This is a genomic window from Corynebacterium limaceinasi, assembly GCF_046717465.1.
GTDB lineage: Bacteria > Actinomycetota > Actinomycetes > Mycobacteriales > Mycobacteriaceae > Corynebacterium.
On record NZ_CP177100.1, the window covers coordinates 1,700,491 to 1,715,932 of the forward strand.

At 58.3% G+C, this 15,442-nt stretch carries 14 protein-coding genes; 5 read left to right on the top strand and 9 right to left on the bottom strand.

Annotation, left to right across the window (positions count from 1 at the left end; translation table 11 throughout):
• Nucleotides 1-24 precede the first annotated feature (24 nt).
• From ACLI1Q_RS08290 to ACLI1Q_RS08305, 4 genes are all read left to right on the top strand, one after another.
• Nucleotides 25-669, top strand: coding sequence for a GntR family transcriptional regulator (locus ACLI1Q_RS08290; protein WP_239269957.1), 645 nt, complete (start codon nt 25-27; stop codon nt 667-669).
• Nucleotides 666-1,883, top strand: coding sequence for an MFS transporter (locus ACLI1Q_RS08295; RefSeq protein WP_239269956.1), 1,218 nt, complete (start codon nt 666-668; stop codon nt 1,881-1,883). Before ACLI1Q_RS08290 ends, ACLI1Q_RS08295 begins: the two co-directional genes overlap by 4 nt.
• 143 nt (nt 1,884-2,026) lie before the next feature.
• The gene (gene istA, locus ACLI1Q_RS08300; protein ID WP_239275901.1) at nt 2,027-3,661 is read left to right on the top strand and encodes an IS21 family transposase; all 1,635 of its coding nucleotides are present in this window, start codon (nt 2,027-2,029) and stop codon (nt 3,659-3,661) included.
• Between the two features lie 2 nt (nt 3,662-3,663).
• The gene (locus ACLI1Q_RS08305; RefSeq protein ID WP_349837246.1) at nt 3,664-4,461 is read left to right on the top strand and encodes an ATP-binding protein; all 798 of its coding nucleotides are present in this window, start codon (nt 3,664-3,666) and stop codon (nt 4,459-4,461) included.
• Between the two features lie 240 nt (nt 4,462-4,701).
• Here ACLI1Q_RS08305 and ACLI1Q_RS08310 read toward each other — a convergent pair whose 3' ends face one another.
• The 3 genes from ACLI1Q_RS08310 to ileS form a co-directional block, all read right to left on the bottom strand.
• On the bottom strand, nt 4,702-5,412 hold the full coding sequence (locus ACLI1Q_RS08310; protein ID WP_239269920.1) for a hypothetical protein: 711 nt from the start codon (nt 5,410-5,412) through the stop codon (nt 4,702-4,704).
• Nucleotides 5,413-5,554: 142 nt separating this feature from the next.
• Nucleotides 5,555-6,064, bottom strand: a complete 510-nt coding sequence (locus ACLI1Q_RS08315; RefSeq protein WP_239269921.1) for a hypothetical protein — start codon at nt 6,062-6,064, stop codon at nt 5,555-5,557.
• Between the two features lie 439 nt (nt 6,065-6,503).
• Nucleotides 6,504-9,668 carry an isoleucine--tRNA ligase gene (gene ileS / locus ACLI1Q_RS08320; RefSeq protein ID WP_239269922.1) on the bottom strand — a complete coding sequence of 1,055 codons (3,165 nt, stop codon included), beginning with the start codon at nt 9,666-9,668 and terminating at the stop codon, nt 6,504-6,506.
• Nucleotides 9,669-9,953: 285 nt separating this feature from the next.
• Here ileS and ACLI1Q_RS08325 point away from each other — a divergent pair, with 285 nt between their 5' ends.
• Complete coding sequence (locus ACLI1Q_RS08325; protein WP_239269923.1) at nt 9,954-10,952, top strand: HNH endonuclease signature motif containing protein; 999 nt, start codon at nt 9,954-9,956, stop codon at nt 10,950-10,952.
• Nucleotides 10,953-11,288: 336 nt separating this feature from the next.
• Here ACLI1Q_RS08325 and ACLI1Q_RS08330 read toward each other — a convergent pair whose 3' ends face one another.
• The 6 genes from ACLI1Q_RS08330 to pgeF form a co-directional block, all read right to left on the bottom strand.
• On the bottom strand, nt 11,289-11,495 hold the full coding sequence (locus tag ACLI1Q_RS08330) for a hypothetical protein (protein ID WP_005278448.1): 207 nt from the start codon (nt 11,493-11,495) through the stop codon (nt 11,289-11,291).
• A gap of 139 nt (nt 11,496-11,634) precedes the next feature.
• Entirely contained in the window at nt 11,635-12,831 is a 1,197-nt protein-coding gene (locus tag ACLI1Q_RS08335) for a DivIVA domain-containing protein (protein ID WP_239269924.1), read from the bottom strand.
• Between the two features lie 208 nt (nt 12,832-13,039).
• Nucleotides 13,040-13,330 (bottom strand): YggT family protein, encoded by a 291-nt coding sequence (locus ACLI1Q_RS08340; protein ID WP_005278444.1) that lies wholly within the window; start codon nt 13,328-13,330, stop codon nt 13,040-13,042.
• Nucleotides 13,331-13,424: 94 nt separating this feature from the next.
• Nucleotides 13,425-13,898 (bottom strand): cell division protein SepF, encoded by a 474-nt coding sequence (locus tag ACLI1Q_RS08345; RefSeq protein ID WP_239269925.1) that lies wholly within the window; start codon nt 13,896-13,898, stop codon nt 13,425-13,427.
• Between the two features lie 102 nt (nt 13,899-14,000).
• Nucleotides 14,001-14,699, bottom strand: coding sequence for a YggS family pyridoxal phosphate-dependent enzyme (locus tag ACLI1Q_RS08350; RefSeq protein ID WP_239269926.1), 699 nt, complete (start codon nt 14,697-14,699; stop codon nt 14,001-14,003).
• Entirely contained in the window at nt 14,692-15,429 is a 738-nt protein-coding gene (gene pgeF / locus ACLI1Q_RS08355) for a peptidoglycan editing factor PgeF (RefSeq protein WP_239269927.1), read from the bottom strand. The genes ACLI1Q_RS08350 and pgeF overlap by 8 nt, the downstream gene beginning before the upstream one ends.
• Nucleotides 15,430-15,442: the final 13 nt, after the last annotated feature.

Consider the following 15,442-nt stretch of genomic DNA (forward strand, 5'->3'; position numbering starts at 1 on the left):
CTAACTTGTATGCAAGATGTATGCATGAGCGATACAAGCATGCAGCCTGCCGCGGAGCGGGTTTATGAATTGGTTAAAGAAAGGATCATCGACGGCACCATCGATTCCACGCAAATGCTGTCAGAAGCCGCGCTCGCGGCCGAGGTAGGAGTCAGCCGGACCCCGGCTCACGAGGCTTTCCTGCGCCTGGAGCTCGAGGGCTTTTTGCAGCTTTATCCCAAGCGCGGCGCGCTGGTTGTGCCAATTAGCCCCCAAGAAATCCGGGAGGTCTACGAGGCTCGCCTGCTTGTCGATGCCCACAGTGCCGAAAAGATCTGCGAGCTAGGCGAGGCAGAACGTGGGGGCATCGCCAAGCGCCTGCAAGAAAACATTGCGGCCCAAGACGCCGCTTTGGATGCCGAGGATCTCCGCGAATACACGCGCCTGGATGCCCAATTCCACCAAATCATCATGGATAGCGCCGGCAATAGCCTGCTGGCCAATGTTGGCTACCAGCTGCGCGAGCGCCAGCAGCGCTTTACCGCCACCGCCATCGGGCGCAATGTGGCGCGGGCCCGCGCGTTCGTCGATCAGCACCGCGTGCTTGCCGATGCCCTCCGCACCGCCAACCTGCCCGCCTACCTTTCTGCACTCCGCTCGCACCTGAAAAATTCGAAGGATCAACTATGAGTCAAGACCCCGCCAATCGCGACTGGTTACCCGTTGCAGGCAGCATGGTGGCCGTTGCCTGGGGTGGCAATGAATTTACTCCCCTGCTCGTGATGTACCGCGAGCAATCCCACTTCTCGCAGGTCACCGTCAACGGCCTCCTGGCGGCCTACGTCATCGGCATCGTGCCCGCACTGCTTATCTCCGGGCCACTGTCGGACTATATCGGCCGCCGCCCCACGATGCTGCCCGCCGCACCGCTCTCCCTGGCCGGGTCGTTCCTGCTGTCCATCGCGCCCGAAGAACCCCTCATCATCGCCGCCGGCCGCGTGCTGTGTGGCCTGGCGCTGGGCATCGTCATGGCGGTCGGCTCCACCTGGATTTCCGAGCTCATCACCCGCTCCGGCGGTGACCCCGCCGCAGGTCCCCGAAAGGCATCGATGTGCCTTACCGTGGGCTTCCTTATCGGCGCCGCCCTGGCCTCGGTGTTGGCGCAATGGGGCCCGTGGCCCACCCACTTGGCCTATGTCTTGCACATCCTGCTCACCGTTATTACCGCGGTGTGGCTGTTGAAGACCCCTGAGACCCGCCCGCCCCGCGGCGCAACCGTCAAGGACACGTTCCTGGATTTAAGCATCCGCGATATGTTGCACATGCTGCACATTCCTTCTGCCGCGCACCGCCGTTTTTCCCGCATCGTCCTTCCCGTAGCCCCCTGGGTATTCGGCTGCGCGGGTGCTGCCTATGCCCTCTTGCCCCAGCTGCTTTCCGATTCCGCCGGCGATGCCCCCATCGCCTTTTCCGGCCTCATGACCGTCATTACGCTGGGCTGCGGCGTCGGCATCCAAATGTTTGGCAAGGTCATCGATACCCACCGCTCCGCCCGGGCCTCCGCCGTTGCCATGGCCGTCATTACCGCCGGCACCATCTTCGGCGCCATCGCCGCGCGCACGCTTTCCCTCCCGCTCGGTATCACCAGCGCCGCCGTCATGGGCGCCGGCTACGGCCTAGCACTTGTCGCCGGCCTTTCCGAGGTCCAGCGCATCGCCGGAAAAGATGACCTCGCCGGCCTTACCGCCGTGTTCTATTCCGTGTCCTATACCGGCTTCTTTATTCCCATGGCCTTCAGCGCCCTAGCCCCCTACATTGGCTTCACGGCGCTATTCCTCATCGGCTCCCTTCTCGCCGCATGCTGCCTCATCAACGTGATTCACGGCTGGCGCGCCCACCTGTGACGCGCGACGCTATTTAGTACCGGTAGGGCGGTATCGAGTACCGACCGGTGCGGATATCGGGTACCGGGGGTAGTTTTTAGGCACTCTTTAGTGGACGGCCCACGCAGTGTGTACGCGTGGGTCGCGTTCACGTGGAAGGAGTGATGGTGGTGACGGATTACCGTGCCATCATGTTTGCCTTGGTTGCCGGGAATCGTTCCTGGAACCAGATTCGAGCCGATTTAGGGGTCTCGAAGTCGACGATTGATAAGGCCAGTCGCGTTGTAAGGGACCATCGACTCGATGCTCGTGGGATTGCTGGATTGTCGAATGCCCAGTTAGAGGAGCTATTTCCGGATAACCGGCGTCGCAACGATGCGGAGTTCCTCGCACCGGATTTCAAAAAGGTTGCTGAGCGGATGGTCTCTGGCAAGCGCGTGACGTTGAAAGTCGCGCACGCCAAGTACCTGGAGTTCCCTGTTGGTACTGGTCAGCGTCATTATTCGTATCGACAGTACTGTTCGCTGTTTGAGCATTATGTCGATGTTCATCAGCTGTCAGCGCAACTGAATCACGATCCCGGTGACGAGCTCATGGTGGACTGGTCGGGCGATGGAATGGTCGTTGTGGATCCTGTCTCAGGCCAGCGGGTTACCGCGCACTTGTTTGTAGCTTCATTGCCGCACTCAGGAATGATGCATGTATCGGCGTGGCCGGATCAAAAAATGCGGTCGTGGCTTTTAGCCCACCGTGCGGCTTTGGAGTATTTCGGTGGTTGTCCGCTGCGGTTGATCCCGGATAACGCGCTCACAGCCACGCAACAGATTTCCTGTGGGCTGCGGGGGCGTATCCCGGTTGCGGAGTATTCTACATTTGCCGATTTCTATCAGATAGGTATTACTGCGGCGAAAGGCTACCGGCCGCGGTATAAGGCGAATGTTGAAAAGGCCGTGGATATTGCCCAGCAATGGTGCGTGGAATACCTCGACGACCAGGAGTTCTACAGTTTCGACATGCTCAATAAGGCCCTCGAGGACCAAAGCGATTTCATCAACGATCGCCGTCCCTTCCGCGGGCAGGATATCTCTCGTCGCCAGTTGTTTGAAGACCATGAGCAACAGCTGCTGCGCCCATTGCCCGACCGGCGGTGGTCGTGGTCGCGGTGGAAGAAGTCCAAGGTCGCAATGAACTACCACATCCGGATCGCCAATCACTGGTATTCAGTGCCGTGGAAGCTAGCGGGCAAGTTCGTCGACGTGCAACTTTTTGATGACTATCTGGATGTCTTCTACGACGGTGAGATTGTTGCTTCACATCGTATTGCCCCTGCTAATTATGGCTACTCCACCTTGGATGAGCATGTCCCCGACAACCATAAGGACTTAAACACCCAGTGGAACCGGCAACGCTTGGAAGACTGGGCGAAAAGTATTGGGACCGCGACAGCACAGCTCATCGGCCAGATGTTTAACGCTCGTAAAGTCGAAGCCCAAGCATATTCTAGCGTTCTGGGCGTACTGAACCTATCGAAGGATTACTCCCGAATCGAACTCGAACAAGCCTGTGGTCAGCTGTTATCGCGCAAAGCAGTCCCCAGCGTCAACAAAGTAGCCCAAGAGCTCAAGGATCTAAAACAGGCCGCAGCACAGGCGTATTTGCCCACCGATGTACCACTGTCGACGGCCATCGACACTACGCGTGCGCACCGCCAACAGCCCACGGCGGACACGCCGGACTCTGTGTCGCATGTACGCGGGGCCGGGGCGTTTGCCTTCACTGATAAAGAATGGAAGGTATAGCCATGGCTCTTACCGATGAAGACTTCGAACTGCTCGGTTCTCTTCGCGGGATGCGTGTGTTTGCCACGACGCTGCAGGAGATCGTCAACGATCCCAGTCGTGACTTGGACTCCTTTGAAGACAAGATCAAAGAAGCTCTCGATGCTCAGGTAGCTGCACGTGATTCGAAAGTAATCGAAAAACTCGTCAAAGCCGCCAAGCTACCCAACGCGCTTGCGGCTTTGGAACGCTTTGAAGCACACAGCAACCGAGGGATCACTCCAGACCGTATTGAGCGGTTAGCTACCTGCGACTGGATTACCTACGGCAGAGATCTAACCATCGTGGGAGCTACCGGCACCGGCAAAAGCTTCCTCGCCCAAGGCCTAGCCGTGGCTGCGTGCCGGCATAAACTAACCGCACGCTACTTTAGACTCGCCGACTTAGCCGACGAGTTCGACGCCACAGCCGACGCTGCCTATGAGCGCAAAGCCCTCCTTGAGGAACTGACAAAGCCGGCTGTGTTGGTCATCGACGACTTCCTGGCCACGGACGTATCTGCCTTCGCCTTAGCCCAGGTATTCAACCTCCTGGTCAAGCGGGAGCATTCCTCAACCGTCATCGTCAGCCAGCACGAGCCGGAATACTGGTACAGCGTCTTTAGTGAAAACGCGATCGCCGACGCTGTCCTATCCCGACTTGCAAACAACGGCAGCAAACTCACCCTCATCGGTGAAGACATGCGCACCCGTGACGACTTCCAAGAAGAAAGGGGAACACTTAGCAAACAGCTCAAGCAACGTCAACGGTCCAAACGATAAGCGGGGGTAAAACCGGCTACCGGGCGGCTACCGCCACCCCGGTACCTGGTACCGCCTTACCGGTCCCTAAAACAAGCCCGCGTCACACCTGCCCGGCCCAGTGCGCTAGGCCAAGTCCCGCAACATTTGGCCAGACAACACAGAAACCGGAGCACCTCCTCATGGAGGGCTCCGGTTCAGTCACTGTCGGTAGCCTAGTCCGCGCATCAAGCCCGCACTAATCCACTAACTCAGACGAGATTAGAACTTAAACAGTGAGAAGAAGTTACGCAGCGGTTGCAAGAGGCGAGCGAGGCCTGAGTTCTTGTTGAAGAACTTGGCAACACCTTCCACCAAAGCACCCAAACCAGGAATTACTTCAAAGACCTTGCCAAACTTAGAGCTGCCTTCTCCAGCACCAGGGCTATCATCAGCGCCCGGAACCGATGGCTGTGCCGGCTTTGTGGAACCGCTGCCTCCCTCTTTGCCCTTGCCATTACCGTTACCAGAGGTCTGGTCGGGTTGCGACTCGCTGCCCTTATCAGCAGCCTTCACAATGAGCCCTACGCTGTTGCTTTCACCGGTTTTCGGATCCGTGACATGAGGGATCGGAGAAACGGATACCTTGTCACCTGCCATTAACTTGACGTCTGCAGGTACATCGATTTCAAACGGGACAAACTCACCTTCAGGAACTTGGCCCTTCTGTGCAGACTTTTTCTCCAGCTTCACGACGGTTGTCTGAATCCTTCCGCCGGGGAAATAAGCCTCAATTTCCACCTCTTGGCCTGGGTACAAACGAACCTTACCGGTAACCTTTTTGTCTCCTGCCTTGATGTCATTTACTTCCGCGGAAACAGCGAACGGGAATTCGCCTTCAGAGTCCCCAGAATCTGGGCCTTCCTCCTCGGCCACATCCGCAGGTTTAACAACTACTGGTATGGCTTTGCTCTTGCTATCGTCCGGAGCCAAGGAATCATATAGCGAACTAAAGAGTAGTGTTTCACCTGCCTTTAGGTTAATCCCTTCAGGAACGTCGAATTTAAAGGTGACAGCTTTACCATTAGAGGCTCCACCTTCCTCAGCAGATTTTCCTTAAGATGTAGGTCCGTAGTTAATGCCCTGAAGTTTGGGAAAGTAACTTGAACTGTCTTCTTTTGACCTGGGAGCAAAACACCGAGCCAGTGATTTCCCTGTCCCCTGCTTTGACATCATTCACCATTAGAGGAGCCTCTGACTGCTGTCCGCCTTCAGCAGGACCCTTGCCATCATCGTCGGAAGAAATGCCATTGATCCGCGCTTCCCTGACAACCTCAGAATGTGACAAACGCTTCAACTCTTCTTCAGAATAAAGAGGCGTGTTGTCTTTCCCCAAGAGTTCCCTAGCTGTCTGTGCCATTTCGCTAACACTTAGCTCAGTGATCTGACCCACACTCAACTTGCAGTTACGCTGCAGATGCTCCGCAACGTTGGCATTGATGCCAGCATCGAAATCGACGCCGGCTCGGAAGTTCTGTGCACAGTTAAGATGCTCACCAGTAGCCCAAGCAACTGGGGTAACTGCGGTAGCCACGAGAGATGCAGAGATAGCTGCAGAAGCGAGAACACGCTTATTGAGTTTCATACGAACCTTCCAAGGGGTACTTCGAACTACGGGCCCTGTATGCCACGATGTGCTTTCAAAAATGTAAAGCGCGGGCGGACACCGCAGAAAGCGGAATAACACGATCTCTATCGTGCTATTTACGTTTTTAAACGCAAGATTAGTAAACCATATTGCTTTTTACCCAAAAGTGTATACCCGAAAAAGTGTGCGAGATCACTTAATGAACACGGCTTTCGTACATGATGTCAAGGCTGACAATGGCGTCCTCGCTAAACAGAGACCACCGATTACTTCAGCTTCTCCAGCAAGCCCCACAACAAAGTCCACATCCCCATTTCTTCTTTTATTTTAATTCTTACGCATATTGAACCCACCGATTGATAAGTGCGCAAAGCGGCCCAGTCGAACGCTGTAGATAGCATCCGGCCGGGCCGCTTAACGTTTAGCCTGTGTGCTCTTAGTTCTTGGCTACGGTGGCGGTGACTCCGGTGAGGATATCGTGGGCATCGGCAAGCTGCTCGGTGACTACGGAGAACTCCGTAGCCAGCACCTCGCCAGCGATGGTGTCAGCGTGACGCAGCGCCCACTCCTTCTTTTCTTCGGGCACGGAAAGGACCACGGAGATGCGGTCAGATACGTCGAAGCCGGAGTTCTTGCGGGCATCCTGCAAGCCACGGATGACATCGGCGGCCCAGCCTTCGGCCTCGAGCTCTTCGGTAACCTCGGTATCCAGGACGACGAGGCCATCCAGGCCCTCGATGCGGGCCGTGGAGTCCGGGTTCGCCGCCTGCAAACGCTCGGTGTATTCCTCAGGGCTCAAGACGATGTCCCCGTCAACCACGACCTCATCGCCGCGACGCTCGTAGTTGCCCGCCTTAAGATTCTTGATGGCCCGCTGGACATCCTTGCCCAAGCGCGGGCCGGCAACCTTGGCGTTGCAGACCACCTGGAAGGTACCGACGGAATCGACATCGTCAGTAAGCTCAACCTCTTTGACATTGACCTCGTCGCGGATGATGTCGGCGAAGTCCGCTAGGCTCTGCGAACCCGCGAAGGCCACGGTGAGCTTCGGCAGCGGCAGGCGGTTGCGCAGCTTATTGGCCTTGCGCACCGAGGACGCAGCCGATGCCACCGCGCGGGTAGCGTCCATGGCAGACACCAGGTCCGCATCCGCGGGGTAGTCCTCGGCCTTGGGGAAATCAGCCAGGTGGACGGAGCGCTCACCGGTCAGGCCGCGGTAGATGACCTCGGCGACGTGCGGAAGCAACGGGGCAACCACGCACGTGGTGGTCTCCAACACGGTGTAGAGGGTATTGAAGGCCTCCGGGTTGGCATCCTCGCCGCCCCAGAAGCGATCGCGGGAGCGGCGGACGTACCAGTTGGTCAGCACGTCAGCGAAAAGGCGCACCTCTTCGGTGGCGGTGGCGATATCGGTCCCCGCCAGCGCTGCATCGACGTTGGCCACAAGGTCGTGGGTCTTAGCCAGGATGTAGCGGTCGAGCACGTGCGTGGAGCTCGTATCGAACTTCGCCTCCTGCTCGGCGTAGAGCTGCAGGAAGGTGTACGCATTCCAGATGGGAAGCAGCGCCTGGCGCACGCCCTCGCGGATACCCTGCTCGGTAACGATGAGGTTGCCGCCGCGCAGGATGGGCGAGGACATCAGGAACCAGCGCATGGCATCGGAACCATCGCGGTCAAAGACCTCGTTGACATCCGGGTAGTTGCCCTTGGACTTGGACATCTTAAGCCCGTCATTGCCCAAGACGATGCCGTGGGCCACGACCTTCTTGAATGCCGGGCGATCAAAGAGCGCAGTGGACAGCACGTGCAGCAGGTAGAACCAACCGCGGGTTTGCCCGGAGTACTCCACGATGAAGTCCGCCGGCGAGTGGGTTTCAAACCACTCCTTATTTTCAAACGGGTAGTGCTTTTGCGCAAACGGCATGGAGCCGGATTCGAACCAGCAGTCCAGCACGTCCGGCACGCGGCGCATCGTGGACTTACCGGTGGGATCATCCGGGTTGGGGCGGGTCAGCTCATCGATGTGCGGGCGGTGCAGCGACTCCGGGCGCTTGCCGAAGTCCCTCTCCAGCTCATCCAAAGAGCCGTAGACGTCCATGCGCGGGTACTCGTCATTATCGGACATCCACACTGGGATGGGCGCGCCCCAGTAGCGGGTGCGGGAGATATTCCAGTCGCGGGCGCCTTCCAGCCACTTGCCAAATTGGCCATCGCGGATGTGCTCCGGCAGCCACTCGATCTTGTTGTGGTTAAGCTCCACCATGCGATCGCGGAATTCGGTGACCTTCACAAACCATGCGGGCAGCGCCATGTAGATAAGCGGCTCGCCCGAGCGCCAAGAGTGCGGGTAGGAGTGCTCGATGGTGACGTGGCGCACCACTCGCCCAGCGGCCTTGAGGTCCTTGATGATGGACTTATTCGCATCGAAGACCAGCTGACCCTCGTACGGCGGCACCTGGGAGGTGAACTTACCGTCCTCATCCACTGGGACCACCAACTCGATGTCGTACTCGTTGGTGGTATTCATATCGTCTTCACCAAAGGCGGGCGACTGGTGGACAACACCCGTACCGTCTTCGGTGGTGACGTAGTCCGCCAACAGTACCTGGTAGGCATTGCGCAGGTCTGGGAAAAATCCGAAGATCGGCTCGTACTTAAAGCCCTCAAGCTGCGCGCCGGTGAAGGTGCCCAGCACCTGCGCCTCACCCAGCTCCTTTTCCAGGGTACCCAGCAGGTTTTCAGCCATGATGAACGTGCGGCCAGCGAATTCGCCGTCGGTGGCCTTAAATAGTGCGTAAGAGACCTCCGGGTGAACCGCCAGCGCCTCGTTGGACGGCAGGGTCCAGGGGGTGGTGGTCCAGGCGAGGAAGGAGGCATCGGCAAGCGCGGGGTAATCCGCCAATGTCTTCTCCGCCGCGGTGCCCTCGCGAGCACCTGCGACCGGGAAAGTCACAGTCAAGGTGGGATCCTGGCGCATCTTATAGGAATCATCCAAGCGCGTTTCCTGGTTGGACAAGGAGGTATGCTCCGCCCAAGAGTAAGGCAGAACGCGGAAGCCCTTGTAGATTAGGCCCTTGTCATACAGCTCCTTGAAGGCCCACATGACCGATTCCATGAAGTTGATATCCATGGTCTTGTAGCCATTATCAAAGTCCACCCAGCGCGCCTGGCGGTTAACGTAATCTTCCCACTCATCGGTGTATTCCAGCACCGACTTAGCGCAGTACTCGTTGAACTTGTCCAGGCCCATGTCCTCGATCTGGGCTTTATCGGTGATCCCGAGCTGCTTTTCTGCCTCCAGCTCCGCGGGCAAGCCGTGGGTATCCCAGCCGAAGACGCGGGGGACGTAATTTCCGGCCATCGTGCGGTAACGCGGCACGATATCCTTCACGTATCCGGTCAACAGGTGGCCGTAGTGCGGCAGGCCATTGGCAAAGGGAGGGCCGTCATAAAAGATGTATTCGGGGCAGTCCTTGGTCTTTTCCAAAGAAGCCTGGAACGTATCGTCCTGCTTCCAGTACTTCTGGACTTCTTCTTCCATGTCCGGGAAGCGGCTCGAGCCGCCGGTCATATCGACCTTGGGGTAAATCTTTTTCACCATTGTCTTCCTTCACGCTATAACTTGATGCAGGGACGGGCCAGTGGCTCGCGGTACCACCCTGCTTGAGCTGAAAGCTCCGCTTCATTTCGGTGAAGGAGATAACGGTCCCACCCGTTCAGTTCTACTGAGCCTTATGACCGTTCTTCTGAATTGCTCCCCCGGTGATGGCCGGATCATCGCATGTGCCCGCCAGTATAGCGCCACACGAACGCTGTGCACAAAAGTTATCCACAGGTAGAAATTTTCCTGTTGTACGCGGTTGTGCGTGGCCATAGATTATGAAGCATGACCGCGCTCGAGAATTACTTAGCAGCTATGGCCCCGGGGATGGATATTGTCGCCGGGTGCACTGGCCTGTCTGAGGACGATCTGCGGGCGCATGGCGCGCCGGAGCACACGGCGCGGGAGCTTATCCTGCTCAAAGAGGCTTATTGCGGAAACACCAAATTCACCGGCCGGCGCCGGCGAGCCATGGACGGTGCCCGGCGCAATGGCCATTCCATCGTGGCGTTGTCCATCATCGAAAAGTATGCCCGCAAGATGCCCACGCTTTTCGATGCCTGGCTTCTCCGCGAGCAGCTCTGCACCACCAACGCCGGCACGGCGGATCTAGAAAAACTGGCAAAATCCAAGCTACCTGCGAAAAAGAAGAAGGTTAAGCCTGGGGTGCGCATCATTCGCCGCAAGAACGCGCCGTGGACCCTGGCCATCGATGCGCGTTCCTCGCTTATTGCGGATCTTCATGCCGCGCTAAAAGAGAGCGGCAAGGAGCCGCTCGAGGCAGTGGAACAGACCTTTTTCGGCGGCGGCTCCGCCGTAAAGACCACGGTGATGACCAATGTCCTGGTCAACCTGGATGACTACGTGCGCATCATCAACGGCGATGGCGAGGAAATCCAGCTCCAAATGACCAATGGCGCTACTCTTACCGGCGCCGAGTACCTCGAGCGCGCGCTGAAGGAACGCGGGCTGATTACCCTCATTAGTCCCTATGAGGGAGCGGTGAACCTGTACCGCACGGAGCGCTTCGCCAATGCGAAACAACGCCTGATGGCCGCGGCAGAAAACCCAATCTGCCCGTGGCCGCGGTGCAACAAGCCCGCAGACGAATGTCAGATTCATCATTTGGAGCCGTGGTTGCACGGTGGGTTGACCAACATAGGTAACTTATCCACAGCCTGCGCCTACCACAACGGGGTCAACGACGATGACCCCAATGCCCCGCCACTGCGCGGGCACCTCGTTCGCCGGAATGGGACGATCAGGTGGGAGCCCCCAGATTAGTTAGATCTTTTACGGGGGTTCGTGGCGGGTCCCCGGAGGGGACCGCCGCAGGAACGGGATTCAGGAACCGGACGCGGGTTCCGGGGGATCCGAGGAAACCGCGATCCGGTAAACCGCAGATGGTGCGGATGATTGCGGGCGGTGCGGGCAGTTGGGGTGGTGCGGTTAGTGCGGCTGGCACTGGCGTTGGACCCCACCGGCTAGACGAGGCGCCGCCGTGCGCCTAATTTGGCATGCCGCAATGGCGGGAGCTGATACTTCTGACGGAACATGGCCGAATCTACCCCAGCCTGACCCAGCCGGATCAAGGCTGAGCGATCCTGGACGGCTCTGGGCCTAGTTCTGTTTCCAGCCTTGGGACAGGTCTTCTTCAAGGGCGTTATTATCCGCACGGTACTTGCGCGCCCAGTCGATAATAAACAACACGATGCCGGAGCCCGCTGCGATGAAGACAAGGTACAACGCCCAATCGGCGGTGTTTAAGACATACATCACCAAAGCCACGAAGGCCACAAGGGCAAGGACGAGGGCAGCAACGAGCATGTCAGTTCCTCTCAGAGGGGGTAAAAGTAGCTATGGGAACAATCATAGCGAGGTGGATAAAACCACAATAGCGCCCACTCCCCTAGAGGCGTGGGCGCTACGGGTAACTATTTTGGCTTAGTTACTGCCAACCGGCTACTTAGTTCTTGCCGGCATCGCCGTTTGGTGCGGCGGTTCCGCGGGTCTCGAGCTCTTCCAGCTGGGACTCGAGGAGGGTCTTCAAGCGGGTACGGTACTCGCGCTCGAAGGTGCGCAGCTCGGAGATGCGCGCCTCCAAGGCGGTCTGCTGCTGCTTGACGGTGTTCATGACTTCGGTGTGCTTCTTCTCGGCATCGGCCTGCAGCGATGCGGCCTTCTCCTCCGCCTGGCGAATCTGCGCCTCGGCGCGGGAGGAAGCATCGGACTCGGTCTGCTGAGCCTTCTCCTCTGCCTCAGAAACCAGCTTCTTGGAGCGGGTTTCTGCATCCTGCACCTGAGCGTCGTACTTCTTCTGCGCCTCGGCAAGCTGTGCCTTAGAACGAGAGTCGGCATCAGAAAGCTGCTTTTCTGCGGCCGTGCGGGCCTCGGTCAGCATGGACTCAGACTCGGCGCGAGCCTCAGAGGTCAGGCGATCCGCCATCTCCTGGGCCAAGCCCAGCACACGCGCTGCCTGCATGTGGGTATCAGGGGTAGCCAGGCCGTCTGCACCCTGTGCTGCACCAGCACCTGCGGCGGCCGCTGCGGCGCTGGAGGCGGCCGAGTTGGAGGAACCAGCGGCAGAAGCGGACTTCTTCAGGTTCTCATTCTCGCGCTGGGAAGACTCCAGCTTCTCCTTGGCCTGCTTAGCCTCTGCGCGAGCCTCCTCGGCTTCCTTCTTGGCCTTTGCTGCCTCGTCGCGAGCAGCCTTAAGCTCGGCGGTATTAGCGGCGGCGGTAGCACCCGCTGCGGTGGCATCGGCACCGCTTTCCTTGACCTTTGCGGCCTCGGCCTGGGCGGCCTTTACCTGCTCCTGGGCCTTCTTGGTTTCTTCCTTAGCGCGAGAGACCTCGGACTTGGAATCTGCCAACTTGGTTTCATATTCAGCACGCAGCTTGGCCTCAATCTCCTTGCGCAGAGCTTCTTCATCTGCACCGGAGGTTGCGGCGGCTGCGGCACCAGCCCCTGCTCCGCCGGCCTTGGCGCCTGAGCTAAGATCGCTCACCTGCGCCTGCAGGTCTTCGTTCTCATCCTGCAGTTGGGCAAGGGCGTCCTCAACGAGGTCGAGGAACTGATCTACCTCATCCTCGTTGTAGCCACGCTTGCCAATCGGCGGCTTGCTGAACGCGACGTTGTGTACATCAGCTGGTGACAGTGGCATGACTTGTCTTCCCCTTCGAGTTGATAGAACCCCGGAGGTTCCAGGGCCTTAGGAGCTGCGGTTCCAGTTTATCTAAACCTTCCCCACAAAGTTATATGTGGTTCATGATACGGATTATCGCATTTTATTGTAACCGAAAGTCCACAATAATGGACGTAACGCTGACTCTCAATGTCTACCACAGGTTACGGGGTGATGCGGGGTCGTCCTACAAGAAAATTACCTGCAGGAAAAGCGTCAGGAACGACAGGATGAAAAACAGCACTAAGACGGAAACATCTAGCGCGATTCCACCCATCTGCAGCGGAGGAATGACCCGGCGCAGCGCCTTGACCGGCGGATCCGTGATGGCGAAAAGGGGCTCAGCGATGATCATGAACCAGCGCGGCGGGTTGAATTGCCGCGAGAAAGATTGAATCATCTCAATAATAATCCGGGCGATCAATACCCATGTATAAACCCTCACCAAGAAGATGAGAATAATTCCAATTTCAGTCACGATTACTCAGCCTATCGAATAGTCCCCCGCACGTGCGCATTGCGCACCGTACGGGGGTTAATGGGATGTGCGTCGTTTTACCTAGCCCGCGAACCTAGCGCAGACCGGCGGCGCGCTCTAGTTCAGGCTTGGCAATATCAGCGGACTTAGGCACGACGGCGAATACCTTGCGCTGGGTGTCCATGCCCTTCGACAGGTTGAGCATGCGGCCTTCCAGGCCGAAGCAGAGGCCTGCGGCGAAGTCGATGAAGCGCTTGGCGGTTCCGCGCTCGGCATCGGTAAGCTCAAAGACCACTGCATCGCCATCGCGGAAGGGTTCGCCCACCTTGGCGGCATCGTTGAACGAGGTCAAGGAGATTGCCACGATAGTCGGAACGAACTTCTCCTCGACGGGCGCAGGCGCTGGGGTTGGCTCATAGGCCTGCGGGGCGCGGCGTGGGGCGTAGGCCGCAGAAGTGGCAGCTCCGTTGCCCGCGTAACGCGGCTCGTCGTTGTAGTAGGCGTCGTCTTCTTCGAAATCCATCGGACCAAGCCCGAAGAAATTCTTCGTCCTATCAATGAATGACATTTTGGGTCTCCCTCTGACCTAAATTTGTTCAAGTTCAAGCGCGCAAATGTGAATGATGTGACTCATGTGATTTACGCTGTGAAATGCGCTTTTGCGATATTTTTAACCTACTGGGCGCTTTCCCATGATGCTGGTTCCGACACGCACAATATCGGTGCCCGCAGCAATCGCCGCATCCATATCTGCACTCATCCCGGCTGATAGTTTGAGCTGCCGGCCAAGGCGTTCGGACAGGCGATCCACGTCTGCGCGCACCGTGGAAAATACTTCCCTCGCATCGGCATCGAGAGGAGGAACCACCATGAGCCCGGCGAATTCTAGGTGCTCCGCCGCCTCGACGGACTCGATCACCTCATCCAATTCCTCGCGGATTACTCCCCCGCGCGACGTATCGCCATCGGCAGAAACCTGAATGAATATTGGGAGGTTGTTCTCTCGCTGGCCGCGTTCTTTTGCCAGGCTCACGCCGCGGTCCAGCGCGTTGGCCAGCTTCACCGAATCCACCGAATGCACACTAGTAGCCCACCGCGCGACGTGGTTGGCCTTCTTGGTTTGAATCTGGCCAATCATGTGAAAGCGCAGCTGCTCTAGCTCCTGTGCCTTTGCCCGGGCTTCTTGCTCGCGGTTTTCCGCGACGTCTTCCACCCCGAGCTCAGCCAAAAGGGCGATGTCCTCTGCGGGATGGAACTTGGTCACGACCAGCAATTGCGGTGCCGGGCGCTCATGCTCGGCGGCGATGGCGCTAATGTGTTCCTTTGTTGCGGCGAGGTTATCTGCCAGTTCTTGTTTCCGGTTACTCATGATTAGCCTCCAACCAAATCACACCGGCCTGGCGGCCAGTGGTTCCTTCGCGGCGATAAGAAAAGAAATCCGTGTCCTCAATGGTGCAGCGCGGATCAGAATCGATATTGGTAATGCCCAGGCCCATCAATTGGCGGATAAGCCCAGCGCGCACGTCGATGCCCCACGTCCCTTTCGAGGTCTTGCACTTCGAGCCGGGAAGGCGCCGTTCGACATCGTTGGCCATTTCTTCCGGAACCTCGTAGCTTTTCCCAGATGCGGCCGGGCCCATGACCACCTGGATTCGCTCCGGCTGAGCGCCTAGTTTCTGCATCTCGCGCACGGTATTGACCACGATGCCGTTGCGGGCGCCGAGCCGGCCGGCGTGCACGGCGGCGATGACGCCGGCGGGGACATCGACAAGCAGCACGGGCGTGCAATCGGCGACGAGGACGCCGAGGCCAAGCCGGCGCTGCGTGGTCACCACCGCATCCGTGGCTGGAACCGGGGTATCGCGCGGGCCGTCGATGACGGTGACCGTATTGGTGTGGAGCTGTTCCATCCACACGATATTCTCGAGCCCGGTCACGCGCAGGAGGCGCTCGCGGTTGGCCGCGACGTTGGCTGGTTCGTCGCCGACGTGCCCGCCAAGATTGAAAGACTCATATGGATATGCAGACGCCCCGCCTGCACGGCTGGTAAAAACCATGCGGACGGGGCGGCTGGTGCGATGTTCCTCGTTTACTGGCATGCACACCAGCGTA

Bases quoted from the DNA above. Each gene is read 5' to 3' on its own strand.
- ACLI1Q_RS08295 (WP_239269956.1), top strand. From the start codon at position 666: ATGAGTCAAGACCCCGCCAATCGCGACTGGTTACCCGTTGCAGGCAGC.
- ACLI1Q_RS08305 (WP_349837246.1), top strand. From the start codon at position 3,664: ATGGCTCTTACCGATGAAGACTTCGAACTGCTCGGTTCTCTTCGCGGG.
- ACLI1Q_RS08325 (WP_239269923.1), top strand. From the start codon at position 9,954: ATGACCGCGCTCGAGAATTACTTAGCAGCTATGGCCCCGGGGATGGAT.
- ACLI1Q_RS08335 (WP_239269924.1), bottom strand. From the start codon at position 12,831: ATGCCACTGTCACCAGCTGATGTACACAACGTCGCGTTCAGCAAGCCG.
- ACLI1Q_RS08350 (WP_239269926.1), bottom strand. From the start codon at position 14,699: ATGAGTAACCGGAAACAAGAACTGGCAGATAACCTCGCCGCAACAAAG.
- ileS (WP_239269922.1), bottom strand. From the start codon at position 9,668: ATGGTGAAAAAGATTTACCCCAAGGTCGATATGACCGGCGGCTCGAGC.
- pgeF (WP_239269927.1), bottom strand. From the start codon at position 15,429: ATGCCAGTAAACGAGGAACATCGCACCAGCCGCCCCGTCCGCATGGTT.
- istA (WP_239275901.1), top strand. From the start codon at position 2,027: ATGGTGGTGACGGATTACCGTGCCATCATGTTTGCCTTGGTTGCCGGG.
- ACLI1Q_RS08290 (WP_239269957.1), top strand. From the start codon at position 25: ATGAGCGATACAAGCATGCAGCCTGCCGCGGAGCGGGTTTATGAATTG.
- ACLI1Q_RS08315 (WP_239269921.1), bottom strand. From the start codon at position 6,064: ATGAAACTCAATAAGCGTGTTCTCGCTTCTGCAGCTATCTCTGCATCT.
- ACLI1Q_RS08345 (WP_239269925.1), bottom strand. From the start codon at position 13,898: ATGTCATTCATTGATAGGACGAAGAATTTCTTCGGGCTTGGTCCGATG.
- ACLI1Q_RS08330 (WP_005278448.1), bottom strand. From the start codon at position 11,495: ATGCTCGTTGCTGCCCTCGTCCTTGCCCTTGTGGCCTTCGTGGCTTTG.